Raw genomic sequence first — 26,504 nt, 5'->3', positions numbered from 1 at the left:
GGCGTCACGGGCCCGGCGCGCGCCCGCCCAGCCGCACGGGCCGGCGCTCGCCCGGTTTCACGGGCTCCGGCGCCCGCCGGGCCTCGCCGGCTCAGTGACCGCTGTAGAGCTCGTCGATGTCCTTGGCGAAGTCGCGCATCACCAGGCTGCGCTTGACCTTGAGCGTGGGCGTCAGGTGCCCGCTCTCCTCCGTGATGTCCACGTCGAGGATCGCGAACTTCTTGATCTGCTCGGCCTTGGACACCGACAGGTTCGCCCGGTCCACCGCGCCCTGGATCTCCGCCTGCACCTTCGGGTCGGCCCGCAGCTCCGCCACCTTGGCGCCGGCGGGGACGGCCTCGGGGTCGAGCGTGATCAGGGCCGCGACGAACGGCCGGCCGTCGCCCACGATCATGGCCTGGGAGATCAGCGGGTGCGCCCGCAGCGCGTCCTCCAGCGGCCCCGGCGCGACGTTCTTGCCCGCCGCCGTGACCAGGATCTCCTTCTTGCGCCCGGTGATCCGCAAGTAGCCGTCGGCGTCCAGCTCGCCGATGTCGCCGGTGTGGAACCAGCCGTCCGCGTCGATCACGTCGCCGGTCGCCGAGTCGTTCTTCCAGTAGCCGTGGAAGACGTTGCGGCCCTTGGCCAGGATCTCGCCGTCGCCGTCGATGCGCAGCGTGACGCCGGGCAGCGGCTTGCCGACGGTGCCGATCTTGTTGGCGCCGGGCATGTTGACCGAGACCGGGGCCGAGGTCTCGGTCAGGCCGTAGCCCTCGAAGACCTCGATGCCGACGCCCCGGAAGAAGTGGCCGAGCCGGTCGCCCAGGGCGGAGCCGCCGCACACGGCGGCCGACAGGCGGCCGCCGGTGGCCGCGCGCAGCTTGGAGTACACCAGCTTGTCGAACACGGCCCGCTGCAGCCGCAGGCCGAGCGGCGCGCCGCCGGAGCTCTCGGCCTTGCTCCAGGCCACCGCCACGTCCACCGCGCGGGCGAAGATCTTGCCCTTGCCGCCCGAGATGGCCTTCTGCTCGGCGCCGTTGTAGACCTTCTCGAACACCCGCGGCACGCCCAGCAGGAACGTCGGCTGGAAGTCCTGGAGGTCGGGCGCCACGTTCTTCATGTTGGGGGTGTGCGCCATGACGGCGCCCGCCTCGATCAGCACGACCTGGATCATCCGCGCGAAGATGTGCGCCAGCGGCAGGAACAGCAGCGCGGCCGGGTCCTTGCGGGCGAACAGCGGCTCCAGCGGCCCGCGCAGCACGTTGAGCGCGGTGAACAGCAGGTTGTCGTGGGTGATCCGGCAGCCCTTGGGCCGGCCCGTGGTGCCCGAGGTGTAGACGACCGTGGCCAGGTCGGCGGAGGTGACGCGCTTCCTGCGCTCGTCCACGTCCGCGGCGGTGACCTCGCCCGTCTCCAGCGTGCCGTCGACCCGCCAGAGCGACTTCAGCTCGGGCGCCGCCTCCCTGACGGCCTCCTCGTGCCCGTCGAGCTCGACGAACGCTGCCTTGACCTCGCTGTCGTGCAGGATCCACCTGACCTGCTCGACGGAGGACGTCTCGTAGATCGGCACGGTCACCCCGCCGACGGCCCAGATGGCGTAGTCGACCAGCGTCCACTCGTAGCGGGTGCGCGACATGAGCGCGACCCGGTCGCCGTGCTCGACGCCCGCCGCGATCAGCCCCTTGGCCACCTCGACCACCTGGTCGCGGAACTCGGCCGCGGTGACGACGGGCCAGCCCGCGCCGACCTTGCGGCGCATCACCACCGCGCCGGGCTCCTGCTCGGCGCGCCGGAAGACGGTGTCGGCCAGGCCCGCGGAAGCAGGCACGTCGACCAGGACGGGGACGCTGTACTCGCGCACGAACTCAACTCCTCTTCGGGGACCGCCTGGACGTTACCGCCTTAAGTTACGCGCCGGTAGCTCCGTCATTGAGGCGTTATGAAGGGCGTTTCTCACGCTAGCAGCCACCGCCCGCCCGCACGCGCACCGGAAACGCCGATCCGGGCGGGCTTAGGATCTCCCCATGAGGGTGCATGTCGTCAGTGACGTCCACGGCAGGGCCGACGCCCTGGCCGGCGCGGCCGACGGCGCGGACGCGCTGATCTGCCTGGGCGATCTGATCCTGTTCGTCGACTACGACGACCACGCCCAGGGCATCTTCGCCGACCTGTTCGGCGCGGAGAACGCCAGGCGGTTCATCGAGCTGCGCACGGCCAAGCGGTTCGACGAGGCCAGAGCCATGTCGGCGCGGCTGTGGGCCTCGCTCGACGGCGATCCTCGCGAGCACATCGAGCGCAACGTACGCGCCCAGTACGACGCCCTCTTCGCCGCCATGCCCACCCCCGCCTTCCTCACCTACGGCAACGTCGACCTGCCGCGCCTGTGGGGCGACTACCTCAGGCCGGGCCACCAGGTGCTCGACGGGCAGGTCGCGGAGATCGGCGGGCTGCGGTTCGGCTTCGTGGGCGGCGGGCTCAGGACCCCCTACCGCACCCCGCACGAGATCCCCGACGAGGAGTACGCCGCCAAGGTCGAGGCCGTCGGCGAGGTGGACGTGCTGTGCTGCCACATCCCGCCCGCGCTGCCCGAGCTGCTGTACGACGTGGTGGCCCGGCGGTTCGAGCGCGGCAGCGAGGCGACGCTGGAGGCGATCAGGCGCACCCAGCCGCGCTACGCCCTGTTCGGCCACGTGCACAACCCCCTGCGCGCGCGTGCCCGCGTGGGGCGCACCGAATGCGTGAACGTGGGCCATTTCCGGGGGAAGGGCGTGCCGTACGTTCTCGAATGGTGATCTGACCGGCACCGTGCAGCGGTCCGCCGCGGTCGGTGGTTTGTGCATTACGGTGGTCGCATGTCTGATCGCACCACTTCGAGCATCACCATCGGCGCCCCGCAGGCCGACGTGATGGCGGTCATCGCGGACTTCCCCTCGTACCCGGAATGGGCCGGGCAGGTCAAGAGCGCCGAGGTCCTCAGCACCGACACCGACGGCAGGCCGCGGACGGTGCGGTTCGCCCTGGACGCGGGCCCGATCAGCGACACCTACACCCTCGCCTACACCTGGGAGGGCGACGGCGTGCGCTGGCAGGTGGCCGAGCCGGGGAAGATGGTCTCCGACCTCCGGGGGAGTTACCGGCTCGCCGGCGCGGGCAGTGGCACCGAGGTGACGTACGAGCTGACGGTCGATCTCAGCGTGCCCATGATCGGCCTGATCAAGCGCAAGGCGGAAAAGGTGATCGTGGACACCGCGCTGAAGGGCCTCAAGAAGCGCGTCGAAGGCCGCTGAGTTGAGCCCGCGGGTCCTGCTCTTCACCGGCAAGGGAGGCGTCGGCAAGACGACGGCCGCCGCGGCCACCGCCACGCTCGCCGCCGGCCGCGGCCTCAAGACGCTCATCATCTCCACCGACACGGCGCACTCGCTGTCCGACGCGCTGGCGACCGGGCCCGGGGAGATCGCGCCGGGCCTGCACCTGCACCAGGTCGACACGCAGAAGACGCTGGAACGCCACTGGGGCGAGCTGCAGGACTACGCCAGGGGCGTGCTGGTCGAGCTGGGCCTCGACCAGATCACCTCCGAGGAGATCACCGTCCTGCCGGGCGCGGAAGAGGTCATCGCCCTGCTGGAGCTGCGCGAGCACGCCCGCGAGGGCCGCTGGGACGTGATCGTGGTCGACTGCGCGCCCACCGCCGAGACGCTGCGCCTGCTGGCCCTGCCCGAGGCGCTCGACTGGCACGTCAACCGGCTCATGCCGGTCGGGCGCAAGCTGGTGCGGCTCGTCGCGCCGTTCGTGCGCGGCGTGGCCCGCGTGAGCGCTCCCGGCGAGGACGTGATGAGCGCGGGCGAGCGCTTCCACCGCGGCCTCATGGAGGTGCGCGAGCTGCTCACCGGCGACCACGCCTCCGTGCGCCTCGTGCTCACCCCCGAGTCCGTGGTGCTCGCCGAGGCCAGGCGCACCCTGACCTCGCTCAACCTGTACGGCTACCGCGTCGACGCCGTCATCGCCAACCGGGTCTTCCCCGGCGAGGGCGCCGACGAGTGGCGTGCCCGGTGGGTGGCGGCGCAGTCCCGGCTGCTGGCCGAGGCGGAGCAGTCGTTCGCGCCGCTGCCCATCCACGTCGTGCCGTACCTGCCCGCCGAGCCCGTCGGCAAGCAGGCCCTGGCCGGTGTGGGCGCCGCCATGTACGGCGAGTCCGACCCGTTCGCCCCCCACGCCGTCGAGCCGCCGCTGCGGATGAGCGCCGACGAGCTGACGCTGGCCCTGCCCGGCGCCGATCGCGACGACGTCGACCTGGCCCGCAAGGGCGACGAGCTGATCGTCACCGCCGGTCCGTACCGCAGGATCCTGGCGCTGCCGGCGGCGCTGGCCCGCAGGAGGATCAGCGGGGCGGAGCTGCGCGACGGCGTGCTGCGCGTGCGCTGGGCCGCCGACGAGGGCCCGCCCGGGAGCGCGGGGTCCGCACTACGGTTCGGCTCGGGGAGCGAATCCGCCACCTGAAGAGTTGAACATGGAGGAGCGACCCCAAACGCCAGGAAGGGCCAAGATGAGCGAGAGCCAGGACAGAGACCCCATCGGGACCGTAGCCGACGAGGCGCGCAAGCTGTTCGATTCGATCCAGGGGCGGGCCACCCGCCAGGTGGGCAGGAGCGTGTTCAACTCCTTCACCGGCGGTGGCCGCAGGGAGCGGGACGTGTGGGAGGAGGCCGTCTCCGAGCCCCACGACGAGTACATCTGCCGCGCCTGCCCCGTCTGCCGGGCGATCGCGGCGCAGCGCGAGTCGGGCGGCGGCGACGTGACCGGGCACCTGATGGCCGCGGGCGGCGAGCTGTTCGCCGCCTTCAAGGGCGCGCTCGACGCACTGGGCAAGCCCGCGCCGCGCACCAGCAGGCCGCGCGACGACCGGCCCGACGACGACCCGCGCGACGACGTGGAACGCATAGATCTGGACTAGGGAGACACGGGGCATGCTCACGATCGGTGTCGACATCGGCGGGACCAAGGTGGCCGCCGGTGTGGTCGACGACAATGGCGAGATCGTCGAACACACGCTCAGGCCCACCGCCGCCGACCGCCCCGACGTGGTCGCCGAGACGGTGGCCGACGTCGTACGCGAGCTGTCCAGGGACAGGACGATCGAGGCCGTCGGCGTCGGCGCGGCGGGCTTCGTGGACGAGACCAGGTCCGTGGTGCGCTTCGCGCCCAACCTCGCCTGGCGCGAGGAGCCGCTGCAGAAGAAGATCAGCGGCCTGGTCGGCCTGCCGGTCGTCGTGGAGAACGACGCCAACGCCATGGCCTGGGGCGAGACCCGGTTCGGCGCGGGCAGGGGCCAGTCGCACGTGGTGTGCCTGACCCTCGGCACCGGCATCGGCGGCGGCATCGTCATCGACGGCGCGCTCTACCGGGGCCGCTGGGGCATGGGCGCCGAGCTGGGCCACATGCAGGTCCTGCCCGGCGGGCGGCCGTGCGGGTGCGGCAACATCGGCTGCTGGGAGCAGTACGCCAGCGGCCAGGCCCTGGTCAAGGAGGCCAGGGAGATCGCCACGGCGCACCCTGAGCAGGCCGCCACGCTGCTGGGGCTGGCCGGCGGCAAGATCGAGGGCGAGGAGGTGACCGAGGCCGCGCGGCAGGGCGACGAGGCCTCGCTGGCCGCCTTCCGCAACCTGGCCGACTGGCTCGGGCAGGGCATGGCCGACCTGGCCGCCGTGCTCGACCCCGGCTGCTTCATCGTCGGCGGCGGCGTCTCCCGCGCGGCCGACCTGTTCATCGACCGGGCCAGGCAGTCCTTCGCCGAGCGGCTCACCGGCCGCGGGCACCGGCCGCTCGCCGAGATCAGGCTGGCCGAGCTGGGCGCCTCGGCCGGGGTGGTGGGGGCCGCCGACCTGGCCAGGCAGCGCTGAGCCGGGCACGTGACGATCAGGGTCGGTACGTACAACCTGCACGGGCTGCGCGACAGCGTGCCCGCGCTCACCAGGGTCATCGCCGCGGCGCGCGCCGACGTGCTGTGCGTGCAGGAGGCGCCCAGGTTCGGCCGCTGGCGGGCCAGGCGCGCCGCGCTGGCCGCCGCGGCGGGCCTGGCCGTGGCGACGCCGGGCAGGGCGGGCGGCGTGGCCGTCCTCGTCGGGCGGCGCGCCCGCGTGCTGCACGCCGGGAGCCACAGGCTGCGTGCCTTCCTCGGCCTGGAACGGCGCGCGCTGGCCGTCGCCGTGGTGCAGGCCGAGGGGGCCCGGCTGGCCGTCGGATCGCTCCACCTCGACCTCAGCGACCCCGCCAGGATGCATCACGCCGCCGAGGCGGTGGCGCTGATGGAGGGCGTGGCGGCCCGGTACGGCGCCGCCGTCGTGCTCGCCGGTGACGTCAACGAGCACCCCCACCGGCCCGCCTGGCGTTACCTGGCCGGGCGGCTGGCCGACTGCTACGCGGTGGCGCCCAAGGGCGAGGGGCTGACGTTCCCCGCCGCGAGGCCGTCCGCGCGCATCGACGGGGTGTTCGCCGCGCGCGGGACACACGTCGTGTCGTGCGGCGGAGTGGACGCCTCGATCGCCGATCTGACCGGGGCCAGCGACCATCTGCCGGTCGTCGCGGAGTTGCGAGTTGGGCACTAGCGGGCATGTCAGGCTCTCCAGCCCGTAGCATTTCCTTCATGACCCGTCGCTCTCAGCGGCGTGCGCTCTCCTTGATCTTGGCGACGTTCGTGGCCTGGACGCAGGTCACGCCCGCCGCGCATGCCGATCCCCGCCCCGCGCAGATCGAGGCGTGGCAGCAGTCGACCAGCGTGCGCCTCCAGGCCGACGGCTCGCTCTCCGACGTGCTGGCGATCTCGCCGAGCGACGTGTGGGCGGTGGGCCAGCAGGAGATCTGGGACGTCTGGAAGAACCGCGGCACCATCCGCCACTGGAACGGCAGCAGGTGGGCCGAGGTCGGCGTCCGCGACAACACGGCGGCGGGCAACCTGCGCGGCCTGGCGGCCGTCTCCTCCTCCGACGTGTGGGCGGTCGGGGACGGGCACGACGGGCTGCCGTACCTGGCGCACGGCGACACGGCCGGTTTCGACCGGGTCAGACCGCCCGCCCTGCGGGCCGGCGACTGGCTGGGCGGCATCGACGCCAAGCCGGGCAAGGTGGTGGCGGTCGGCAGCCGCGAGAAGAACGGGCTGATCCTCACCGGTCAGGGCAACTCCTGGACGGTCCACGAGACCAAGGAGGAGGGGGCCCTGTACGCGGTGTCCGGCGGGTTCGCCGTCGGCGACACCGGCACCGAGCCGCTGATCGTGCACTACTCGGGCGGCTCGTGGAAGTCCATGCCGCTGCCCTCCGTCCCCGGCGGCTACCTGCGCGACGTCCAGGTCGACAGCTCCAAGCGGGCGCTGGCCGTCGGAGGGATCTACCGCGGCCCCGGCGACATCTCGCCGCTCGCCCTGGCCTGGAACGGCAAGCGGTGGCGGGAGCTGCGCCTGCCCCGCTCCGAGGCCAGGCTGTACGGCGTGACCGGCGACGGCAAGGGGCGCTACTGGATGACCGGCTACGACCCCGCGCGGGCCGCCGAGCCGTTCATGCTGCGCTGCGAGAAGGGCGAGTGCGAGACCATCAGGGGTGACGCGCAGCAGGGCAGGAGCAGCGTGCGGCTGCAGGCGGTGGCGTACCTGGCGGGCAAGAGCACGGTCTGGGCGGTCGGCCACACCGTGGACACCAAGGACCGCTACACCGACGTGGTGGAGTCGTTCGCGCCCAGGACCACCACGTCGAAGTCGTAGCCGCTAGAGGACGGCGCCGTCGTCCCAGCCGGAGTCGTTGGGCGGGCCGTCGCCCATGCGGACCACCAGCGCCACGAACCCCCCGATGAACGCCGCCACCGCGGTGAACAGCGCCCAGCCCTCCATGTGCCAGCTCGCCATGGCGGCGACCAGCAGGTAGGCGGGGCCGCCGAACAGCGCCACCCACGCCAGCTTGGTCGGCAGGTCCAGCTTGGGCAGCGGAGGGGGCGGCGGAGGCTCGAAGTGGCCCTCGTCCTCCTCCTCGCCGTCGTCGCCGCGCTCCAGCGGGGTGTCGTCCAGGACGGTGCCGGCCGCGGGTTCCTCCTCCGGGGGTTTGACCACCCGGCGGGTCGGCTCGGCGGGCACGTTCTCGCTGTCCGGCCATGGCTGGTCGGCCGAGTCGCGCTCGGCGGTGTCGTTGAAGGACGCGACGATCTGCCGCCAGACCTCGTCCTCGTCACTCTGGGGCGTCACCTAGATGGGCCTCTCCGCAGCGATCGCGACTTCCCCCTGGGTGCGATCAGTCCCTCTGCAAGGGTACCGAGGCATGTGTCCGGATGAAGTCGAGGCTCCCGGCAAAGATCCTGTCGGCATCGTTGTCAAGCGTCGCAACATGGTAGCTATCGGTAAGCTCCTCGATCGTGGCCTGCGGGACCTTCGCGCGTATGATCGCGACACTCGTCGGCTTCACCACGTGGTCCTCCGTGCTGTGGAAGACCAGCAGCGGCTGCGTCACCTTCGCCAGGTCGGCCTGCACCAGCGACCACAGCCCGGGCAGCGAGGCCGCCGCCTTGACCGGGGTGCGGGTGTAGGCCAGCTCGCGCACGCCGGGCTTCTTGACGTCGTTGGCGACGCCGGGCACCGACGGCACGAACCATTTGAGCAGCGGAGCCAGCTTCAGTAACGGCACGTCGTTGGCGATCGACGGGTTGACCACCATCACCCCGGAGATCGCCGGGCCGTGCACCTCGGCAAGCCGCAGCGCCAGGCAGCCGCCCAGCGACAGCCCCGCCACGAACACCTCCGCGCACCTGCCCTGGAGGTCGGCGAACGCCTTCTCCACCTCGGCGTACCAGTCCTCCCAGCGCGTCCTGTTCATCTCCTGCCACCTGGTGCCGTGCCCGGGCTGGCGGGGGAGCGAAACGCTGACCCCGTGCCCGGCAAGGTACTCACCCCACGGCCGCAGGGACTGCGGCGTGCCGGTGAACCCGTGACACAGCAGCACGCCGATCTGGCCTGCTTCGTGGTGGTAGGGCTCTGCGCCTGGCATGAGCGGCATAACAGCTCCTCTGTGCCGTTTCATTCCGGCAATTTCCGCCGGAACGGCCCGATCGTCGCATGTTCCGGGGTATTTGTGCGAGAGCTGATGTAGGAGCATGGCCGTCGAGATGGGAAGATGACTCTGCCCGCTGCTGACAATGCCCGCCGACGAGAAGTGCGCAGGAAGAGGTGCCAGGGTGTTCTACTGGGTGGTCAAGGCCATCTTGGGGCCGTTCCTCCACCTCGTCTTCAGGCCGTGGACCGAGGGCGCGGAAAACGTGCCCAAGCAGGGGCCCGCGATCCTGGCCGGCAACCACCTGTCCTTCGCCGACCACTTCTTCGGCCCGCTGCAGATCAGACGCAAGGTCATCTCGCTGGGCAAGGCCGACTACTTCACCGGGCGCGGCATCAAGGGCTTCTTCACCCGGCTGTTCTTCAGCGGCGTGGGCACCGTCCCGATCGACCGCTCGGGCGGCAAGGCCAGCGAGGCCGCCCTGCGCACGGGGCTGCGCGTGCTGCGCGAGGGCAACATCCTGGGCATCTACCCCGAGGGCACCCGCACCCCTGACGGCCGCCTCTACAAGGGCAAGACCGGCGTGGCCAGGCTCGCCCTGGAGTCGCGGGTGCCGGTGATCCCGTGGGCGATGATCAACACGTACGAGATGATGCCGCCGGGGCGGCTGCTGCCCAAGCTGGGCATCAGGCCGGGTGTGCGGTTCGGCAAGCCGCTCGACTTCTCCCGCTACTACGGCATGGAGGACGACCGGCTGGTGCTGCGCGCGGTGACCGACGAGATCATGTACGCGCTGATGGAGCTGTCGGGCCAGGAGTACGTCGACAAGTACGCCGCCAGCGCCCGCGTCGAGATGGAGCGCGCCGCGCGCGCCGCCGCCGCGGGCAGCAACAAGAGCGAGTGATCGCGGGGGCGGTCAGGCGGAGGAGCGTAAGGCCTCTTCCGTCTTGCGCATGGCGCTCGTCATCGCGCGCAGTTCCTCCCGGCTGAGCCGGTCGATCAGGAAGGCGCGCACGACCTCCACGTGACCGGGAGCCACCCGCGCCAGGCAGTGCGCGCCCTTCTCCGTCAGCACCGCCAGCACGCCGCGCTCGTCGGACGGGCACGTCGCCCGCTCGACCAGCCCCGCCTTCTCCAACTGGTTGATCTGGTACGTCAGCGCGCTCTTCGACACCACGACGTCCCTGGCCAGCTCCGTCATGCGCATCTGGCGGCCGGGGGACTCCGACAGGACCACCAGGATCTCGTACTGCGGGTGCGTGAGGCCGGCGGCGGCCTTGAGCTGCTCCTCGATGCGCCGCTCGAGCAGGTGGGAGGTGGACACGAAGGCGCGCCATGCCGCCATCTCGGTCGCGTCCAGCCATCGGGTGTCCGTCACCGATTCAGTGTACTGTCGTTCGAATTTGAACAAATCACTGCTAGAGTCGTTGTTCAAATCTGAACAACCATCGAGGAGTCCGCATGGTGGATCAGGCGCGTCCCTTCGCCCTGTTGCTGGCGAGGGTCGCCATCGGGGTGATCTTCCTGGTGCACGGCTATCAGAAGTTCGCGACGATGGGGATCGCGGGCACGACCAAGTTCTTCGAGTCCGTCGGCATCCCGCTGGCCGGCCTGGCCGCTCCAGCGGTGGCCGTGCTGGAGGTCGCCGGCGGCCTGGCGCTGATCCTGGGCGCCGCGCTGCCGATCGCCGGCACGTTGCTCGCCCTCGACATGCTGGGCGCGATCGCCTTCGTGCACGGCGCCAACGGGCTGGCCGGTGACGGTGGCTACGAGTTCGTGCTGGCGCTGGCCGCGGCCAGCCTGGCCGTCGGGTTCACCGGGGGCGGGGCGCTGGCGCTCGACCGCGTCCTGATCCGCCGCCGCAGCGCCGCCACGGCGACCGCCTAGCGGGGTTCCGCCGCCGCCTCTCCTCTTCCGGCGCACTCAGGTGCGGTCCCCCGGGAGCGGGGAGGAGGCCGCCCGAGCCCCTGCTGACCGCCTGGGGGCTCAGGTCAGGTGCGCGCGGATCTGCCTGATGTGCTCCGGCGTCGTACGGCAGCAGCCGCCGATCAGCGACGCCCCCGCCCGCTGCCACTCCTGGGCGGCCCGGCCGTACTCGACCGGGTCGGCCAGCCCCGTCCAGCGGCGGGCGGCGGCGTCCCACGCCTCGCCCGAGTTGGGGTAGACCACCACGGGCAGGCCGCCCGACAGGCACGCGACGAGGCCGGGGATGTGGCGCGGCGCGGTGCAGTTCGCGCCGACGGCCACCACCTGCGGGTTTCCCGTGAACAGCGCCGCCGCCTCGCGGATCGGGGTGCCGTCGTTGAGCCGCTCGCCGTCGCGGCACGAGAAGCTCACCCACACCTTCACCTCCGGCGTGCGGGCCAGCAGCGCGGCCAGCGCCCGCGCCTCGGCGAAGGACGGGATCGTCTCGCAGGCCAGCAGATCAGCCCCGGCGGCGGCCAGGATCTCCCAGCGCGGCAGGTGCCAGGCGTACAGGCCGTCCTCGTCGAGGTCGTAGTCGCCGGTGTACTCGGCGCCGTTGGCCAGGTAGGCGCCGTACGGGCCGACCGAGGCCGCCACCAGCCCGTGCCCGGCCTCGTCCCGCGCCTGGGCGGCCAGCTCCACCGACAGCCGGATCAGCCGCTCGGCCTCGACCGCGTCCAGGCCGCGCCGCGCGAACCCCGGCAGCGTCGCCTGGTAGCTCGCCGTGGTCGCCACGTCGGCCCCGGCGGCGAAGTAGTCCGCGTGCGCGCGCCGGATCAGCGCCGGCTCCTCCAGCAGCAGCCGCGCCGACCACAGCGCGTCGCTCAGATCCGCGCCGAGTTCCTCGAGCCGCGTGGCCAGCCCGCCGTCCAGGACAAGTGTCGTCACTTATCCAGCCTACGGGGCCGCCGGAAATGCGCGGATGGCGTGGTCGAGGCCCACCGCTCCACCGCGCCGCGCCACGACGGCGCCGTTCGCGGGAGTGAGCTGCTCGCGTGGGGCGGCTCAGGGGACGGGCGTCTGGAGGGAGGCGGCGCGGGCGAGTGCCGGGTGGTCCAGCACGATCACCTCGCCGGTGCCGATCTCGATCAGCCCCCGGCGCTCGAAGCCCCGCAGGGCCCGGTTGACGCTCACCCTGGTCGCCCCGATCTCGGCCCCCAGACCGGCCTGCCCGCCGTGCAGCGGCACCCGTCCGGCGGCGCAGCGGCGTACCAGCCAGGTGGCCACCCGCGACGGCACGTCCCGCACCGACGCGTCGAGGAGCCGCTCGTCGAGGTCCCGCACGGTCGTGGCCAGCGTGCGCAGCAGCCGCGCCGCCACGGACGGCTCCGCGCCGACGAGCTCCAGCACGGCGGCTCGCGGCAGGTACGCCACCTCCACCGCCGTCAGCGCCGTCCGCGTGGCGCGATGGGTGCCGTCCACCAGCAGGCCCGTCTTGTCGAACGCCACCGGCGCCTCCTCCACGGCCAGCACCACCTCCCGGCCCTCCGCGCTCACCCGCGCCGCCCTGACCCGCCCGCCCAGCAGCACGATCAGGTGGTCGGCCGGATCCCCCTCCGTGCAGAGCACCTGCCCGGCCGCATACCGCCGCCACCGGGCCTGCGCCGCCAGCCCGCGCAGCCGCTCCTCACCGAGCCCCCCGAGCATGGGCAGGTCGGCCAGCGTGTACGTCATGTATCCCGTGATACACCATGCCCGTGCCGCGCGATGCTGAGCGCGGGGGCGGCCGGCGCCTAGCCTGCGGGGGCATGGCGAGATACGTGTTGCAACTGGCCTTCGACGGCGATCCCCGGCGGCTCGCGGCCCGCCCCGCGCACCGGGAGCACCTGCGGCGGCTCAAGGAGCAGGGGCGGCTGGTGACCGCCGGGCCCTGGGCGGACGACAGCGGGGCCTTGCACGTCTACGAGGTGGCGGACGAGGCCGAGCTGCGGGCGATCCTCCAGGAGGACCCGTACACGGCGGTGAACGGCTACGAGATCGTGCTGCTGAGGGAGTGGGCTCCGATCATGTGACGCCCGCGGGCGTCGCCACCGCGCGGTGACGGTGGCGGCGCCCGCGGGTCCCCGGACGGTCAGGCGCGCTTCCAGAACGGGCCGCGCCGCTGGCCGCCGGCAGGCCCGGGCGCGGGGGACGGGGAGGAGCCGCCGCCGGTGAGCGCGGTCAGCACCTCGACGGCGCGATCGTGCAGCGCCTGCGCGTCCGCGCCGGGGCGTTCGGCGCCCTCCAGCTCGCGGGCCAGCGTCTCCAGGTCCTCGTTCCCGCCGAGGAAGGCCGCCAGGGCCGCCAGCCGGGTGCCCAGGTCCGCCAGGTACAGCAGGTCAGGCGCCGGGAGGGCCCTGAGCCGGTCGAGCTCGGCGGTGAGCTGCGGCCGTACCGAGTCCAGCCGGTGAGCGGGCCGCGCGCCCGGCCTGCCCCAGCGACCGCCTCCGGGAGCGGCCGGAGCCGGCATCGGCGGCCCGCCGGGAGCGGCCGGCCGAGGAGCCGGGCCAGAACGCGGAAGTCCGCCACCGGGAGCGCCGCCAGGACCGGCGGGACCGCCGAACACGGGACCGCCGCCCTCCTGCCCGCCACCGCCCACGAACCCCTGGTCCAGGTCGGCCTGGCCGAGCCCGGGCGCGGGCATCCGCATCCGGGGCGCCGACATGGGGGCGGCGGTCAGCATCATGCCGGCCGCGAACGTGCCCGCCGCCGGCGCCGCGCTCGGCAGCTCCCAGCCGCTCGGCGGCTCGACCGGCTGGATGACGCGATGCTCGGGCCCCTCGCCGGCGACCTGCCTGGTGTCGACGGCCACGTACGCGGTGAACCGGCAGAGCACGCCGTACTCCAGCGACGTACGCACGATGCGCGACTCCAGGTCGTGCTCGCCCATGGCGTAGCGGTCCTCCAGCTCGCGCAGGTGCGCCCGCGCCCACACCGCGCGGATGGCCGGATGGTCCGCGGTCACGCCGGGGACCCGCTCCTCCCACGGCGCGCCCGCCGCCGTCCCGCGCACGGTGACCGAGGAGCCCTCGAGGTAACGCCCGTACGCGCGCAGCGGCACGCCGGGGAAGATCGAGCCCAGGTGGGTGACCGTGCCGGGCTCGACGTCGAGGTCCTTGAGCGACAGGCCGGTCACCAGGGGAGCGCCGATCCTGCGGTGGATGGCGTCCATGGCGGCGTCCAGCCGGTCCTCCGACTCGACCAGCTCGCACCGCCCCGCGCCCAGCCCGGCCAGCCGCCCCAGGAACCCGGCGTTCACGGCGCGGTCGATGCCGACCGTGTGCACGCGCATGGCCGACAGCGCGCCGCCCGCCTGCTCCAGGATCTGGTCCTCGTTGCCCACCTGGCCGTCGGTGACCAGCACCACGACGCGTTCGCGTCCGCTCTGGGCGCCGCCCAGCAGGGTGGTGGCCTGGCGCAGCGGTTCGAGCAGCTCGGTGCCGCCGCGGGCGTCCACCCTGGCCAGGTGCTCGACCGCGCGGTACCGGTTGCGGTCGGACGCCTCCACCAGCCCCTCGAACGCCTGCTCCACCACCGAGTCGAAGGTCAGCACCGCGAACCTGTCCTGCGGCGTCAGCGTGTCGACGATGCGCGCGGCGGCCCGGCGGGCACAGATCATCTTCCAGCCGCCCATGCTGCCCGAGCGGTCGAGCAGCAGCACCAGGTCGCGCGGCGTCCGGGTGGCCTCCAGCGGCGGTGGCAGCACGGTGAGGGCGAACGTTCCCCGGCCGTCGAGCTGCAACGACGTGGAGGCGTCGAACGACAGCCGCAGCACGAAGTCCCGGTCGAGCCGCTCGCCGGGGCGCAGCCGTACGGTGTGGCCCTCCTCCTCGACCACGTGCAGGCTGGAGGCCAGCTCGCGCAGCTCCAGCCCGGCCGTGTCCACGGTGGCGGCCAGCGACAGCCTTACGGGGTCGGGGAAGCCCGGCAGCAGGACCGGCGGGCTGATCCTCGACGCGTCGGGCACGGCCTCGGTGTCGGGAGCCGTGCCGTCACCGGCCGGCGGGCCGTCGATCGGGCTGCCGGGGATGTAGCGCGGGGCCACGACCAGCGGGAACCTGAACGTGGCCGCGCCGTCCTCGTACGGCAGGGGCTGGCTCATCGTGAGCCTCACCGAGACGCGCTCGCCGGGCAGGATGTTGCCCACCCTGATCGTGAACACGTCGGGCCGGTCCTCCTCGGCGATCGCCGCCCGCCTGCCCTCGCGCAGCGCCCGGTCGTAGTCCGCCCTGGCCTGGCCCCGCTCCTTCAGCACCCCCTCGATCACCCGGTCGTCGGCCTCCATCCGGAAGCCGGTGACGGCCGCCCTGTCGGGCAGCGGGAAGACGTACGTGGCCTCCAGCGTGACGTCGAACGGGTTCCTGAAGCCCTGCGTGACCTCCACCCCGGCGATCAGGCCCGAGATGTCCGCGGTCACGTCCACGCTCTCCAGCGGCAGGTTGCCGCGCTCGGTCAGCAGCGCGCCGAACCCGGCGTCCGGCACCGGCAGGCACCGTGCGGGCTCCAGCGAAGTGATCCTCATGTCAGCTCCCTCTCTTCGAGCACCGCGAGCAGCGGCCGCGCGGCCGCCAGCACCGCCTGAACGTCCTCCTCGGACGGCACCCGGCCCGCGTCCAGCACGAGCCGCACCCCGTCGCCCAGCCTGACCCCCGTCACCACCCCACCACGTGACCCGCCGGTCCTCTCCCCTCCGGCCGCCCCGACACGCCCCTGACCCTCGCCGGCCCGCATCGCCGTGGGGGCCGAGCCCGCTCCGCGGGACGGGCCGCGAGCAGGTGGCGCGCTGGTCCCGTCCGCCCGGTCGTCGACGGGGTGCACGGCCGATGGCCGCGCCGGGCCGCCGGGCCGCAGAGTTCCCGCCTCGGGGGCGGCGCCGCTGATGCGCATCGCGCCCGGCTCAGGCTCGGAGCCGCTGACTTCGCGAGCGTGCGCCGCGCCACTGCCCGGCCGCTCGGCCCAGAACCGGTCGCGCGCGGACTCGCCGCCACCGGCCGCCCCCGCGCGCGCCCCGTCGGCCGCCGCCGGCACGTGACCGGTCACGTCCGGATGCTCGGCCACCGACGGCCCGCCCGGGCCGTGTGCCGCAGGAGGGCCGTCCGGGTGGTGCGTCGCAGGGCGGCCGTCCGGGCGGTGCGTCGCGGGGTGGCTGTCCGAATGGTGCGCGGGCGGCGGGGCCTCCAGGTCCGCGGGGGGCGGGGCTTCCAGGTGCGCCGCCGCCTCCAGCATCCGGTCCGTGGCTCCGGCCAGGGCCGCCTGGATCTCCGCGATCGACCGGCCTGCCGCCTGCAGCCGCTTCACGGCGACGAGCTGCAGCAGGTGCCGCCGCCCGTACCGGGCCACCCGGCCGCGCCGCGTGAGCGGCGGGTCCACCAGGCCGATCGTCGTGTACCACCTGATCAGCCGCTCGCCCGGCACGTCGCGGACCCGCCCGTTGGGCGGTGACGGCGCGCCGGCGCGCAGGGCGCGTGCCGCGTGCTCGGCCAGCTCGCCGATCGTCCAGGTGTCACTCATGAACCCACGATGACACTGTCACTATTACACTGTCAATGACGCCGGGGCGGCGGAAGATCTGGCGGAGCGGTTTTGTTGCAAATGTGTAAATTCCGACCGCTGGGGAGGAAGTAGACATGGCTACCATCACCGGCCCGCTCTCGGGCGACGCCAGGAACACCGTCGCGGAGGCCCTCCAGGGCGCCCTGGTGGACCTCATCGACCTGTCGCTGGTCGCCAAGCAGGCACACTGGAACCTCATCGGCACCCACTTCCGCTCTATCCACCTCCAGCTCGACGAGGTCGTCGCGCTGGCCAGAACGCATATGGACACCATCGCCGAGCGTGCCGTCGCCCTCGGGGTCAACCCGGACGGCCGTGCCGCCACGATCTCCCGCTCCAGCAGGCTCCAGCAGCCGGAGAGCGGCTGGATCGAGGACGGGAAGGTGCTGGCGACGATCACCGACGTCCTCGACGGCATCAGCAAGCGCATGTACGAGCGCATCCGGGCCACCGAGGAGGCCGACCCCGTCACCCAGGACCTGCTGATCGCCGTGGCGCAGGAGATCGACAAGCAGCACTGGATGTTCCAGGCGCAGCGCTGACCCATCGCGAGGAGAGCCCGGGCCCCGAGCCCGGGCTTTCGCATGTCATGAGCGTCGCGAAGACGGCGTCTCGCCTGACGGCCACGATGTCGGGATCGCGTCTGACGGCCGTGACGTCGGCCCCCCGGAGCCCGGAGCCCGGAGCCCGGAGCCCGGAGCCCGGAGCCCGGAGCCCGGAGCCCGGAGCCCGGAGCCCGGAGCCCGGGAGGCCGGGAGGCCGGCATGCCGGCATGCCGGCACTGACGTGTCCGCCTCCGCCACGGTGCTGTCACCGGCCCCCGTTTCCGGCAGGCGGGCGGTGCCTCATCGCGACCGGTCCCGCCGTCACCGGCCGTCACGAGATGGCAGGTCGCCGGTTCGCGTACCGCCCTCAGCTGTACGGAACGTCACCGCGCACGGACCGCCCGGCGAACGGCAGTCGGGGTTTGCGCAGAGTTTGATGTCGCGAGTCCCTGCCATTCATGTCGGTGCGGTCGACTAGCGTGGCACCTAGAGGGAGGCCCCACGATGTCGCGCAAGACTCTCCTCCGCACGGGCCCGCTCGTGCCGGGCGGCGTCAGCCCGTACGGTCCGCTCGGCCTGGCAGGCACGGGCGGCTTGGCGCTGCCCCCAGGGTTCACCGGCCGGGTCGTGGCCCGCTCAGGGGAGAAGGTCGCCGGCCTGACCTGGCACGCCGCCCCCGACGGCGGCGCCTGCTTCCCCGACGGCGACGGCTGGATCTACGTGAGCAACTCCGAGCTGCCCCTGCTCGGCGGCGCCTCGGCGCTGCGCTTCCGCGCCGACGGCAGCGTCGGCGACGCCTACCGCATCCTGTCGGGCACCGATCTCAACTGCGCCGGCGGCGCCACGCCGTGGCACACCTGGCTGTCGTGCGAGCTCGGCCACCGGGGCCGCGTCTTCGAGTGCGACCCCTACGGCGCCCGCGCCGCCCGGCCCCGGCTGGCCATGGGGCGCTTCAAGCACGAGGCCGCCGCCTGCGACCCCGAACGGCACGTCATCTACATGACCGAGGACGAGCCCGACGGCTGCTTCTACCGGTTCCGGCCGAGCGACTGGGGCGACCTGACGGAGGGCACGCTGGAGGTGCTGTGCGCCTCGGGCCACTGGCAGGCCGTGCCCTCGCCGGCCGCCCTGCTCAAGGAGGCCCGCCACCAGGTCGAGGACGCCCGTCACTTCGACGGCGGCGACGGCTGCCACTACGCCGGAGGGGTGTGCTACTTCACCACGAAGGGCGACACCGGGCTGTGGGCGTACGACGCGCAGACCTCGACCCTCGACCGGCTCTGCGAGGGCGTGCGCGCCATCACCGCCGCCCCCTCCGGCGACCTGTACGTCGCCAGGGAGCGCCCCGAGATCGACGTCATCGCGCCCGACCGGGCGGTGACACCGTTCCTCAGGCTGGAGGGGCACGACGGGGCCGAGCTGACCGGGCTGGCCTTCTCGCCCGACGGCGAGCGGCTCTACTTCTCGGCCAGGCGCGGCCGCACCGAGGGGCACACGTTCGAGGTGAGAGGCCCCTTCCGTCCCTGAGCCAGGCCCCCAGAGCCCCTTCCGCGCCTGAGCCTGGTGCAGGCCCCGCGTCCCGTGCCCGAGCCAGGAGCGGGCCCCCGCGTCCCGTGCCCGGAGCGGGCTCCCGCGTCCCGTGCCCGGGCCGGTAGCGGGCCCGGGGCTCCTGCCGCGCCCGAGCTCGCTCATTCCAGGTAGCGCACGAGCATGAGCTTGAGCTCGTCCACGAGCTCGGCCGATCGCTCGGGCGCCGACGAGGTGATCATCGGCATCACCGCCTTCACCATGGCCAGCGCCATGGTCCCGGTCAGCAGCGCGCGTTCCTCGGACAGCTCGGGGGAGCGGCGGCGCAGCATGGCCGCGATGTGCCCGGCGATGTCCTCGTGCAGCCGCTGGGACGCCGCCGCGAGCTGGTCGCCCGTCGCCGAGCCGTACAGCAGCGACCAGTACGCGGGCGAGGCGCTCTTGAACCGCACGCTCTCGTCCACGAGCTGCCCCACCAGCGCCTCCAGGGGCACCTCCGGCGTGACGGCGGCCAGCCGGCCGGCCCAGAACTCCTGCCGGTCGACCGTGTAGCGGGCCACCAGCCCGTCCAGGATCTCCTCCTTGTTCCTGAAGAACTGGTACAGCGACCCCGGCGACACCCCCGCCCGCGCGGCGACCTGGTTCGTGGTCAGCTCCGGGTAGCCGACCTCGGCGATCACCAGCTCGGCGGCGTCGAGGATCTCGGCCATGCGCTTGAGGCCGCGCGCCTGCCGGCGGACCGTGCGTTCAGCCATGGGTCTCCTCGTTGACAAATACGAGCATTTACTTGTATTTCTGGGTCCGGAAGTAAAACACGAGCAGTTTACCGAGTTTTCGGGGAGATCTCATGGTGACCACCCGCGCCCGCCCCGCCCGCCAGGCCGCGGCCGGCCCGCCGCTGCGCAGGCTGGGCTTCCTGCTCGTCCGCCGCCGCAGGCTGGTGCTCGCGCTGGCCCTGGCCGTGCTGATCGGCGCCGGCGTGCTGGCGGCGGGGGCGGCGTCGGGGCTGTCGCTGGCCAGGTTCGAGGCGCCGGGGTCGGAGTCGGACCGGGCGCAGGCCGAGCTGGAGGAGCGGTTCGGCACCGGCAGCCCCGACATGATCTTCCTGGTGACGGCGCGGAGCGGCACCGTGGACGACCCCGCCGTCGAAGCGGCGGGCCGGGAGCTGACCGAGCGCGTCGGCCGCCATGAGGGCGTGGCCGAGTCGGCCTCCTACTGGACCCGCGGCAGGCCCGCCACCCTGCGCAGCGAGGACGGCAGGCACGCGCTGATCGTCGTGCGCATCCCGGGGGACGCCGACCACGTGCGCGCCGAGGTCCTGCCCAGGCTCGTCCCCGAGATCACCAGGGGTACGGACCTGCTCCAGGTGCGGGCCGGAGGCGGGGAGGAGGTCTTCAGGGAGACCGTGCCGCTGGCCAGGCAGGACTTCGTCCGGGCCGAGCTGGTCATCTTCCCGCTGGCATTCGTGCTGCTCTGGCTCTACCAGCGGCGCGCCATGGCGGCCCTGGTGCCGATCCTGGCCGGCGTGTACGCCATGGTGATCGGCCTGGCGCTGCTCAGCGGCGTCCTGCTGTTCACCGAGATCTCCACCTTCGCCCTCAACCTGACCCTGGCCATGGGCCTCGGCCTGGGCATCGACTACTGCCTGTTCGTCATCCAGCGCTTCCGCGAGGAGACGCGGCGCGGCGCCGACCGGGCCGCCGCGGTCGCCGGGGCGGTCGAGCACGCGGGCAGGACGGTCCTGTACAGCGGCCTGACCGTGGCCTCGTCGCTGGCCGTGCTGTTCGCGCTGCCGTTCGACTTCCTGCGCTCCTTCGCCTACGCCGGGATCGCGGTCGTCCTGGGCGGCCTGGTGGCGGCGGTGGTCGTGCTGCCCGCCGTGCTGGCCACGATCGGCGGCACGATCCTGCCCAGGCGGGACAGGCCCGAGCGGGCGGACGGCTTCTGGCACGGCCTGGCCACCCGGGTGATGCGCCGGCCGCTGGTGTTCGGCGGGCTGGCCACGGTGCTGCTGCTCGTGCTCGCCTCACCGTTCCTGGGGCTGCGCTTCGGCGTGGCCGACGACCGCATCCTGCCGCCGGAAGCCTCCTCCCGCCAGACCCAGGAGGTCATCCGCCAGTCCTTCCCTGCCGAGGAGACCGACGCCATCCAGCTCGTCTCCGTGGACGCCCGCGCCGGCGACGTCTCCGGGTACGCCGCGAGCCTGTCCAGGCTGCCCGGCGTGGCACAGGTGGACTCGGCGGCCGGCTCGTACGCGGGCGGCACGCGCGTGGGCGACGGCGACCCGGCCAGGTTCCAGAGCCAGGGCCGGGGCGCGTGGTTGTCCGTGGTCCCGTCCGCGGCGGCGCTGGCCGACGACCCCGTACGCCTGGTCGAGGCCGTACGCACGGTGCGGCCGCCCTTCGAGGTGCTGGTCGGCGGCTACCCGGCCGAGCTGTCCGACTACCGCTCCTCCGTCGTGGACCGGCTCCCGCTGGTGCTGGCGCTCATGCTGGGCGTGACGTGCGCCGTCCTGTTCCTCATGACCAGGAGCGTGATCATCCCGATCAAGGCGACCCTGCTGAACGTCCTCAGCCTCGGCGTGATGTTCGGCGCCATCGTCTGGATCTTCCAGGACGGCAACCTGTCGGGCCTGCTGGGCTTCACCCCGACGGGCACGCTCGACCCGAGCATCCCGATCCTGATGCTCTGCGTGGCCTACGGCCTGTCGATGGACTACGAGGTCTTCCTGCTCTCCCGGATCAAGGAGGAGTACGACAGGACGGGCGACACGGAGTCGGCCGTGGCCACCGGCCTGCAGGCGGGGGCGCCGCTGATCACGGCGGCCGGAGGCATCCTGGCGCTGACGTTCGCCGCGTACGCCACGGCGTCGGTGACGTTCGTGCAGATGCTGGGTGTCGGCATGGCGGTGGCGGTGCTGGTGGACGCCACCGTGATCAGGGCGGTGCTGGTGCCGAGCCTGATGCGCCTGGCGGGCCCGCTGAACTGGTGGCCGCACACGCCTAGAGGTCGCGCGACCACATCTGCTCGGTGACCTCGACCCCGTTCTCCACCCCCTGCTCCTCCGAATCCAGCTCGAACCCGGCTGCCTGGTAGATGCGCCGCGCGCTCTCCAGGCAGTCGCGCGTCCACAGCACGATCCGCTTGTACCCCTCGGCTTGCGCGTGCCGCAGGCACTCGTCCACGAGCCGCCGCCCGATGCCCAGCCCGCGGGCGGACGGCTCGACCAGCAGCATCCGCAGCTTGGCCGTGGTGTCGTCCTGCCGCACGCAGAACACGCATCCGGCCCGCTCCCCGTCGACCTCGGCGATCCATCCGGCGTCGCGGGAGAAGTCGAGGTCGCCCACGATCCTGGCGACGAGCTGCTCGAACCCGGTGCCCCAGCCGTACTCGGCGCTGTAGAGCGCGCCGTGCCGGTGGACGACCCAGCCCAGGTCGCCGGTGCGCGGCGGCCTGATCACGTACGGCGCGCGCTCCTGCCCGCCGCCCAGCAACCGCCTGATCGCGGCCATGCTGGAGACCAGCCGCTCCTGGTCCGCCTCGGGCAGGCCGCCGAGCAGCGTCCTGATCTCCTCCGACGAGCGCCGGTCGAGCGCCGCGAACACCTCGGCCCCCGCCGGGGTGAGCCCGACGAGCTGCTTGCGCGCGTCGGCCGCCGAGCGTTCGCGGGTGACCAGCCCGTCGCCCTCGAAGCGGGCCAGGATCCGGCTGAGGTAGCCCGCGTCCAGGCCGAGCAGCGCGCGCAGCTCGCCGGTCTCCCTGCGCTCGGCGTGCGCCAGCTCGAACAGCACCCTGGCCTCGGTCAGCGAGTACGGCGATTCGAGCATCCCCACCTGGAGCGCGCCGATCACCTTCGTATAGAACCGGTTGAAGGCTCTGACCTCAGAAATCCTTGCCTCTGTCAACGAACTCATTGCCGTAGTCAACCATAGGAGGATCCCCGCTGTGAAGCACGTGCGCATAGGCGGATACGGTCCCGGCATCGTCACCATCGGCGGCGGCCTCACCCGGGTGACGGCGCCCTCGTTCCTGGCCGCCCACCCCTCGCTGCCGGTGCTGTACGCCGTGGGCGAGCTCGAACGCGGCTGGCTCACCGCGTACCAGGCCCGGGGGGCGGAGCTCGGCCCGCTGGACGAGCGCCCCAGCGAGGGCCACAGCCCCTGCCACGTCGCCGTCGACCCCGAGGGCGGCCTGCTCGCGGTGGCCAACTACGGCGACGGCACGGCTACCCTCTACCGGCTGGACGAGCGGGGCGCGTTCACGGGGGATCCCATCGTGCTGCGCCACACGGGCTCAGGCCCGGACGCCGAACGCCAGGAGGCCCCGCACGCCCACCAGGCCGTCTTCCACGACGGCCTGCTGCACGTCTCCGACCTCGGCACCGACGAGATCCGCCGCTACCGCCACGACGGCACCCCGCTGGAGCCGATCGCCTTGGCCCCCGGCACCGGCCCGCGCCACTTCGCCTTCGCGGGCTCGCGCCTGTACGTGGCGGGCGAGCTCGACGGCACCGTCACCCTGATCGAGGGCGAGCGCCGCACGGTCGTCCGCGCCTCCCGCCAGGAGGGCGAGAACGCCCCCTCCCACCTGCAGCTCCACGGCGACCTCGTCTACGTCGCCAACCGCGGCCCGAACACGATCTCCGTGCTGCGCGCCGCCGACCTGTCACCGGTGGCCGAGGTGCCCTCCGGCGGCAACTGGCCCAGGCACTTCGCCATCGACGGCGAGCGCATGTACGTGGCCAACCAGTACGCGAACACCGTCACCTCATTCCGGATCGAGGACGGCGTGCCGGCGCCGGACGGGGAGTCGTACGAGGTGGAAAGCCCGGCCTGTGTGCTGATCATGTAAGGAGTTCGCCAAGTCGGGGCCCGCCCGGGCGTCCGGTCCCGACCATGGGCACGTGCGCAAGATCCTGCTCGCCCTCGTCCTGCTGGCCGCCGGCTGCGGCGAGGCGCCCGCCGTCGAGCCGCCCGTCGACCAGCACGCCGATCCGCCCGTCACGCGGCAGGTCGCCGAGCCGCCGGTCGCCGACGTGCAGGAGTCGTGGCGGATCACCCGGCACGGCGCCGCGCACGAGATCGAGGGCTACGCCGACGAGGTGAGCGTGCTGCCGGGGGAGCGGTTCCGGCTGCACGTCTCCACCACCGCGCCGCGCTTCTCCGCCCGCGCCTTCCGCATGGGCGCCAACCCGTCGAAGGTGTGGGAGTCGGCGTGGGTGCGGGGGACGCGGCAGGCGGCGGCGCGGGTCGTGGACGGCACGGTGACCGCCGCCCACTGGGACCCGTCCCTGACCGTGGACACCGCCGGCTGGCCCGAGGGCGCCTACCTCGTCAGGCTCGACGCCTCCACCGGCGCCCAGCGCTACGTCCCGATCACCGTGCGCTCGGCCTCCACCGCCGGTCGCGTGGTGATCGTGAACGCGGTCACCACCTGGCAGGCGTACAACCTGTGGGGCGGCCGCAGCCTCTACACGGGCCCCGGCGGGTACGGGTACCGCTCGCGCGCGGTCACCTTCGACCGCCCCTACGACGGCACCGGCGCCCGGCTCTTCCTGGACTTCGAGGAGGAGGCGCTGGCCGTGGCCGAGCAGAGCGGGGTGCCGCTGGCGTACCTGACCAACCTGGACCTCGTGCCGGGCGCGCTGGACGGCGCCCGCGCGGTGATCTCGCTGGGCCACGACGAGTACTGGTCGCCCGGCATGCGCAGGGCCGTCACCAGGGCCAGGGACCGGGGCACGAACCTCGCCTTCCTCGGCGCCAACGCCGTCTACTGGCGCATCGCCATGCGCGGCAGGCAGGTGCTGTGCGACAAGGAGCGGGTCTGCGAGCTGTGGCGGGAGTCGGAGCCGGAGAGCTCGCTGATCGGGCAGATGTACGACTGCTTCCCCGCCGAGGGCGTCTACCGGGTCAGCAGGCCAGGGCACTGGATCTTCGCCGGGACGAAGGGGCGGCGTTTCCCGGGGATGGTCGGCGTGGAGACCGACCGGGTGTCGCGGGGGTCGCCGCCCGGTGTCCAGGTGCTGGCCGAGTCGCCGTTCTCGTGCGGCGGCCGGGCCGCCGTCACGCACAGCACGTACTACACGGCGCCGAGCGGGGCCGGGGTGTTCGCCTCCGGCACGATGCGCTGGGTGTGCGCGCTGCGCGGGCGGCGGTGCGGGCACGGCGTCACCGACTCCGCCGCCGCCTTCACCCGCCGCGCCACGCTCAACCTCCTCACCCGCTTCGCCAAGGGCCCGGCCGGCCGCGCCCAGAAGGAAGGCGCGCAGCCGCCGCACCCGGCCGCTCAGGAGCCGTGACGCCGGGCGTTCAGGAGCCGGCCGCTCAGGAGCCGTGACGCCAGGAGTTCAGGAGCCGTGGGTGCCCGCCGTCGCGAGCCGGACGGCCGCGCGCCAGCGCTCGTAGGCGGCGTCGTCGCGCTCGCCAGGCTCGAAGCGCCGGTCCAGGTGCCAGGTCTTGCGCAGCTCGGCCCGCGACCCCCACACGCCGGCGCCGAGCCCGGCCAGGAACGCCGCCCCGAGCGCCGTCGTCTCCTGGATCGCCGGCCGCTCCACCGCCGCCCCGAGCTGATCGGCCTGGAGCTGCATGAGCAGGTCGTTGGCGCTCGCCCCGCCGTCGGCCTTCAGCACGGGCACCGAACCGCCGGTCATCGACTCGACGACGTCCCGCACCTCGAACGCGATCGCCTCCAGCGTGGCCCTGACCAGGTGCGCCCGCGTCGTGCCGCGGGTGATGCCGGTGATCAGCCCGCGCGCCTGCGGATCCCAGTGCGGCGCCCCCAGCCCGGTCAGCGCGGGGACGAACACCACCCCGCCGCTGTCGGGCACCGTACGCGCCACGGCCTCCGACTCCGGCGCCGTCCCGATCACCCCGAGCCCGTCACGCAGCCACTGCACCGCCGCCCCGGTCACGAAGATCGACCCCTCCAGCGCGAACGTGCGCTCGCCCGACGGCGTCTGCCAGGCCACCGTGGTCAGCAGCCCCGACTCCGAGCGCACGATCTCCCCGCCGAGGTTGGTCAGCACGAACGAGCCCGTACCGTAGGTGCACTTCACGTCCCCCACGTCGAAGCAGGTCTGCCCGAACAGCGCCGCCTGCTGGTCGCCCGCGACCCCGCTGATCGGCACGTCCAGCCCGAGGAACGCCGACGGGTCCGTACGCCCGATCGGCCCGTAGTTCGGCACGATCTCCGGCAGGGCCTCCCGCGGCACCCCGAACAGCTCGCACAGCTCCGGCTCCCAGGTGCCGGACGCCAGCCCGTACAGGAGGGTCCGGGAGGCGTTGGACGGGTCGGTGACGTGCCGCGCGCCCGCCGTCAGCCTGGCGATCAGGTAGGAGTCCACCGTCCCTATGGCCACATTTCCGGACTCGACCCCTTCCCAGACCCGGGGGTCGTTCTCGGCCAGCCAGGTCAGCTTGGTGGCGGTGAAATAGGGGTCGAGGCGCAGCCCGGTCAGCTCCGAGACCCGCGGCTCGTGCCCCGCCTCGCGCAGCCGCCCGCACAGCCCGGCCGTGCGGCGGTCCTGCCAGACGATCGCCCGCCGCGGCGCGGCCAGCGTGCGGCGATCCCACAACACGGCGGTCTCGCGCTGGTTGGTGATGCCCACGCAGGAGGGCGGTTGCGCGGCTCCGCGCAGTGCGGTGGCGCAGGCCGACAGGGTGGCCTGCCAGATGTCCTCGGGGTTGTGCTCGACCCGGCCGGGCTCGGGGAAATGCTGCGCGAATTCCTCGTACCCCTTGGAGATGATCTGCCTGTTTTCTGTGACAAGCAGCGCTGTCACCCCAGTTGTTCCGGCATCAATCGCGAGCACAACCATGAAAATTCCTCCGGGGTAAGGGTTTAGTTTTTCGGGCTGGCGTTTGGTCTAGACCACTGCGCGGGATGCCGGGCACAATGCGAGTCTGACATCAAGGTCTGGTTCGTGACCCCTATC

General features: G+C 73.0%; 26 protein-coding genes. 15 read left to right on the top strand and 11 right to left on the bottom strand.

Annotation, left to right across the window (positions count from 1 at the left end):
• Positions 1–91 precede the first annotated feature (91 nt).
• The gene (locus tag ACBJ32_RS12135) at positions 92–1,840 is read right to left on the bottom strand and encodes an AMP-dependent synthetase/ligase (RefSeq protein ID WP_375126766.1); all 1,749 of its coding nucleotides are present in this window, start codon (positions 1,838–1,840) and stop codon (positions 92–94) included.
• A gap of 163 nt (positions 1,841–2,003) precedes the next feature.
• Between ACBJ32_RS12135 and ACBJ32_RS12130 the strand changes: the two genes are divergently transcribed.
• From ACBJ32_RS12130 to ACBJ32_RS12100, 7 genes are read left to right on the top strand one after another with little or no spacing between them, the layout of a single operon-like run.
• Positions 2,004–2,771 carry a metallophosphoesterase gene (locus ACBJ32_RS12130; protein WP_357865814.1) on the top strand — a complete coding sequence of 256 codons (768 nt, stop codon included), beginning with the start codon at positions 2,004–2,006 and terminating at the stop codon, positions 2,769–2,771.
• A 60-nt stretch (positions 2,772–2,831) separates the two neighbouring features.
• On the top strand, positions 2,832–3,266 hold the full coding sequence (locus tag ACBJ32_RS12125) for an SRPBCC family protein (protein WP_357865815.1): 435 nt from the start codon (positions 2,832–2,834) through the stop codon (positions 3,264–3,266).
• A gap of 1 nt (position 3,267) precedes the next feature.
• Complete coding sequence (locus ACBJ32_RS12120) at positions 3,268–4,476, top strand: ArsA family ATPase (protein WP_375126765.1); 1,209 nt, start codon at positions 3,268–3,270, stop codon at positions 4,474–4,476.
• Between the two features lie 46 nt (positions 4,477–4,522).
• Positions 4,523–4,930 carry a hypothetical protein gene (locus ACBJ32_RS12115; RefSeq protein WP_375126764.1) on the top strand — a complete coding sequence of 136 codons (408 nt, stop codon included), beginning with the start codon at positions 4,523–4,525 and terminating at the stop codon, positions 4,928–4,930.
• 13 nt (positions 4,931–4,943) lie between these two features.
• Positions 4,944–5,876, top strand: a complete 933-nt coding sequence (locus ACBJ32_RS12110) for an ROK family glucokinase (RefSeq protein WP_375126763.1) — start codon at positions 4,944–4,946, stop codon at positions 5,874–5,876.
• A gap of 9 nt (positions 5,877–5,885) precedes the next feature.
• Positions 5,886–6,581, top strand: a complete 696-nt coding sequence (locus ACBJ32_RS12105) for an endonuclease/exonuclease/phosphatase family protein (protein ID WP_357865823.1) — start codon at positions 5,886–5,888, stop codon at positions 6,579–6,581.
• 38 nt (positions 6,582–6,619) lie between these two features.
• Positions 6,620–7,729 (top strand): hypothetical protein, encoded by a 1,110-nt coding sequence (locus ACBJ32_RS12100; RefSeq protein WP_375126762.1) that lies wholly within the window; start codon positions 6,620–6,622, stop codon positions 7,727–7,729.
• A gap of 3 nt (positions 7,730–7,732) precedes the next feature.
• Here ACBJ32_RS12100 and ACBJ32_RS12095 read toward each other — a convergent pair whose 3' ends face one another.
• On the bottom strand, positions 7,733–8,203 hold the full coding sequence (locus tag ACBJ32_RS12095; RefSeq protein WP_375126761.1) for a hypothetical protein: 471 nt from the start codon (positions 8,201–8,203) through the stop codon (positions 7,733–7,735).
• 46 nt (positions 8,204–8,249) lie between these two features.
• The gene (locus tag ACBJ32_RS12090; protein ID WP_357865826.1) at positions 8,250–9,008 is read right to left on the bottom strand and encodes an alpha/beta fold hydrolase; all 759 of its coding nucleotides are present in this window, start codon (positions 9,006–9,008) and stop codon (positions 8,250–8,252) included.
• Positions 9,009–9,186: 178 nt separating this feature from the next.
• On the opposite strand from ACBJ32_RS12090, the gene ACBJ32_RS12085 reads away from it, so the two are divergent.
• Entirely contained in the window at positions 9,187–9,906 is a 720-nt protein-coding gene (locus tag ACBJ32_RS12085) for a lysophospholipid acyltransferase family protein (protein WP_357865828.1), read from the top strand.
• Positions 9,907–9,918: 12 nt separating this feature from the next.
• On the opposite strand, the gene ACBJ32_RS12080 is transcribed toward ACBJ32_RS12085, so the two are convergent.
• On the bottom strand, positions 9,919–10,380 hold the full coding sequence (locus ACBJ32_RS12080; protein ID WP_357865830.1) for a MarR family transcriptional regulator: 462 nt from the start codon (positions 10,378–10,380) through the stop codon (positions 9,919–9,921).
• Between the two features lie 83 nt (positions 10,381–10,463).
• On the opposite strand from ACBJ32_RS12080, the gene ACBJ32_RS12075 reads away from it, so the two are divergent.
• Complete coding sequence (locus ACBJ32_RS12075; RefSeq protein WP_357865831.1) at positions 10,464–10,889, top strand: DoxX family protein; 426 nt, start codon at positions 10,464–10,466, stop codon at positions 10,887–10,889.
• A gap of 99 nt (positions 10,890–10,988) precedes the next feature.
• Here the strand turns inward: ACBJ32_RS12075 and mmuM are convergent, their stop codons facing one another.
• Both mmuM and ACBJ32_RS12065 read right to left on the bottom strand, forming a co-directional pair.
• On the bottom strand, positions 10,989–11,855 hold the full coding sequence (mmuM, locus tag ACBJ32_RS12070; protein ID WP_375126760.1) for a homocysteine S-methyltransferase: 867 nt from the start codon (positions 11,853–11,855) through the stop codon (positions 10,989–10,991).
• A 117-nt stretch (positions 11,856–11,972) separates the two neighbouring features.
• Positions 11,973–12,641, bottom strand: coding sequence for a Crp/Fnr family transcriptional regulator (locus tag ACBJ32_RS12065; RefSeq protein ID WP_375126759.1), 669 nt, complete (start codon positions 12,639–12,641; stop codon positions 11,973–11,975).
• Between the two features lie 74 nt (positions 12,642–12,715).
• Here ACBJ32_RS12065 and ACBJ32_RS12060 point away from each other — a divergent pair, with 74 nt between their 5' ends.
• Positions 12,716–12,979 (top strand): YciI family protein, encoded by a 264-nt coding sequence (locus ACBJ32_RS12060; protein WP_375126758.1) that lies wholly within the window; start codon positions 12,716–12,718, stop codon positions 12,977–12,979.
• 59 nt (positions 12,980–13,038) lie between these two features.
• Here ACBJ32_RS12060 and ACBJ32_RS12055 read toward each other — a convergent pair whose 3' ends face one another.
• Together ACBJ32_RS12055 and ACBJ32_RS12050 are read right to left on the bottom strand one after the other, a co-directional pair.
• Positions 13,039–15,468 carry a VIT domain-containing protein gene (locus ACBJ32_RS12055; RefSeq protein ID WP_375126757.1) on the bottom strand — a complete coding sequence of 810 codons (2,430 nt, stop codon included), beginning with the start codon at positions 15,466–15,468 and terminating at the stop codon, positions 13,039–13,041.
• Positions 15,465–16,457, bottom strand: a complete 993-nt coding sequence (locus ACBJ32_RS12050; RefSeq protein WP_375126756.1) for a MerR family transcriptional regulator — start codon at positions 16,455–16,457, stop codon at positions 15,465–15,467. The genes ACBJ32_RS12055 and ACBJ32_RS12050 overlap by 4 nt, the downstream gene beginning before the upstream one ends.
• 116 nt (positions 16,458–16,573) lie before the next feature.
• Between ACBJ32_RS12050 and ACBJ32_RS12045 the strand changes: the two genes are divergently transcribed.
• Entirely contained in the window at positions 16,574–17,041 is a 468-nt protein-coding gene (locus ACBJ32_RS12045) for a Dps family protein (RefSeq protein ID WP_375126755.1), read from the top strand.
• 507 nt (positions 17,042–17,548) lie between these two features.
• Entirely contained in the window at positions 17,549–18,571 is a 1,023-nt protein-coding gene (locus tag ACBJ32_RS12040; protein ID WP_375126754.1) for an alkaline phosphatase PhoX, read from the top strand.
• A 161-nt stretch (positions 18,572–18,732) separates the two neighbouring features.
• Here ACBJ32_RS12040 and ACBJ32_RS12035 read toward each other — a convergent pair whose 3' ends face one another.
• Positions 18,733–19,326, bottom strand: coding sequence for a TetR/AcrR family transcriptional regulator (locus ACBJ32_RS12035; RefSeq protein ID WP_375126753.1), 594 nt, complete (start codon positions 19,324–19,326; stop codon positions 18,733–18,735).
• A 92-nt stretch (positions 19,327–19,418) separates the two neighbouring features.
• Here ACBJ32_RS12035 and ACBJ32_RS12030 point away from each other — a divergent pair, with 92 nt between their 5' ends.
• Positions 19,419–21,605 carry an MMPL family transporter gene (locus ACBJ32_RS12030; RefSeq protein ID WP_375126752.1) on the top strand — a complete coding sequence of 729 codons (2,187 nt, stop codon included), beginning with the start codon at positions 19,419–19,421 and terminating at the stop codon, positions 21,603–21,605.
• Here the strand turns inward: ACBJ32_RS12030 and ACBJ32_RS12025 are convergent.
• The gene (locus ACBJ32_RS12025) at positions 21,574–22,422 is read right to left on the bottom strand and encodes a GNAT family N-acetyltransferase (protein WP_375126751.1); all 849 of its coding nucleotides are present in this window, start codon (positions 22,420–22,422) and stop codon (positions 21,574–21,576) included. The two genes, ACBJ32_RS12030 and ACBJ32_RS12025, sit on opposite strands and share 32 nt — an antisense overlap.
• Positions 22,423–22,516: 94 nt before the next feature.
• On the opposite strand from ACBJ32_RS12025, the gene ACBJ32_RS12020 reads away from it, so the two are divergent.
• On the top strand, positions 22,517–23,422 hold the full coding sequence (locus tag ACBJ32_RS12020) for a lactonase family protein (protein ID WP_375126750.1): 906 nt from the start codon (positions 22,517–22,519) through the stop codon (positions 23,420–23,422).
• A 52-nt stretch (positions 23,423–23,474) separates the two neighbouring features.
• Positions 23,475–24,869 (top strand): N,N-dimethylformamidase beta subunit family domain-containing protein, encoded by a 1,395-nt coding sequence (locus ACBJ32_RS12015; RefSeq protein WP_375126749.1) that lies wholly within the window; start codon positions 23,475–23,477, stop codon positions 24,867–24,869.
• Positions 24,870–24,917: 48 nt separating this feature from the next.
• Here ACBJ32_RS12015 and glpK read toward each other — a convergent pair whose 3' ends face one another.
• A complete protein-coding gene (gene glpK / locus ACBJ32_RS12010) occupies positions 24,918–26,387 on the bottom strand; it encodes a glycerol kinase GlpK (protein ID WP_375126748.1) in 1,470 nt (489 codons plus the stop codon).
• Between the last annotated feature and the right edge of the window lie 117 nt (positions 26,388–26,504).

This window comes from Nonomuraea sp. GTA35 (assembly GCF_041950525.1).
Lineage (GTDB): Bacteria > Actinomycetota > Actinomycetes > Streptosporangiales > Streptosporangiaceae > Nonomuraea.
This window is presented reverse-complemented; position numbering and strand designations above follow the sequence as displayed.

Bases quoted from the DNA above. Each gene is read 5' to 3' on its own strand.
- ACBJ32_RS12115 (WP_375126764.1), top strand. From the start codon at position 4,523: ATGAGCGAGAGCCAGGACAGAGACCCCATCGGGACCGTAGCCGACGAG.
- ACBJ32_RS12130 (WP_357865814.1), top strand. From the start codon at position 2,004: ATGAGGGTGCATGTCGTCAGTGACGTCCACGGCAGGGCCGACGCCCTG.
- ACBJ32_RS12090 (WP_357865826.1), bottom strand. From the start codon at position 9,008: ATGCCGCTCATGCCAGGCGCAGAGCCCTACCACCACGAAGCAGGCCAG.
- ACBJ32_RS12055 (WP_375126757.1), bottom strand. From the start codon at position 15,468: ATGAGGATCACTTCGCTGGAGCCCGCACGGTGCCTGCCGGTGCCGGAC.
- ACBJ32_RS12040 (WP_375126754.1), top strand. From the start codon at position 17,549: ATGTCGCGCAAGACTCTCCTCCGCACGGGCCCGCTCGTGCCGGGCGGC.
- glpK (WP_375126748.1), bottom strand. From the start codon at position 26,387: ATGGTTGTGCTCGCGATTGATGCCGGAACAACTGGGGTGACAGCGCTG.
- ACBJ32_RS12125 (WP_357865815.1), top strand. From the start codon at position 2,832: ATGTCTGATCGCACCACTTCGAGCATCACCATCGGCGCCCCGCAGGCC.
- ACBJ32_RS12045 (WP_375126755.1), top strand. From the start codon at position 16,574: ATGGCTACCATCACCGGCCCGCTCTCGGGCGACGCCAGGAACACCGTC.
- ACBJ32_RS12060 (WP_375126758.1), top strand. From the start codon at position 12,716: ATGGCGAGATACGTGTTGCAACTGGCCTTCGACGGCGATCCCCGGCGG.
- ACBJ32_RS12110 (WP_375126763.1), top strand. From the start codon at position 4,944: ATGCTCACGATCGGTGTCGACATCGGCGGGACCAAGGTGGCCGCCGGT.
- ACBJ32_RS12075 (WP_357865831.1), top strand. From the start codon at position 10,464: ATGGTGGATCAGGCGCGTCCCTTCGCCCTGTTGCTGGCGAGGGTCGCC.
- ACBJ32_RS12065 (WP_375126759.1), bottom strand. From the start codon at position 12,641: ATGACGTACACGCTGGCCGACCTGCCCATGCTCGGGGGGCTCGGTGAG.
- ACBJ32_RS12030 (WP_375126752.1), top strand. From the start codon at position 19,419: ATGGTGACCACCCGCGCCCGCCCCGCCCGCCAGGCCGCGGCCGGCCCG.
- ACBJ32_RS12100 (WP_375126762.1), top strand. From the start codon at position 6,620: ATGACCCGTCGCTCTCAGCGGCGTGCGCTCTCCTTGATCTTGGCGACG.
- ACBJ32_RS12035 (WP_375126753.1), bottom strand. From the start codon at position 19,326: ATGGCTGAACGCACGGTCCGCCGGCAGGCGCGCGGCCTCAAGCGCATG.
- ACBJ32_RS12050 (WP_375126756.1), bottom strand. From the start codon at position 16,457: ATGAGTGACACCTGGACGATCGGCGAGCTGGCCGAGCACGCGGCACGC.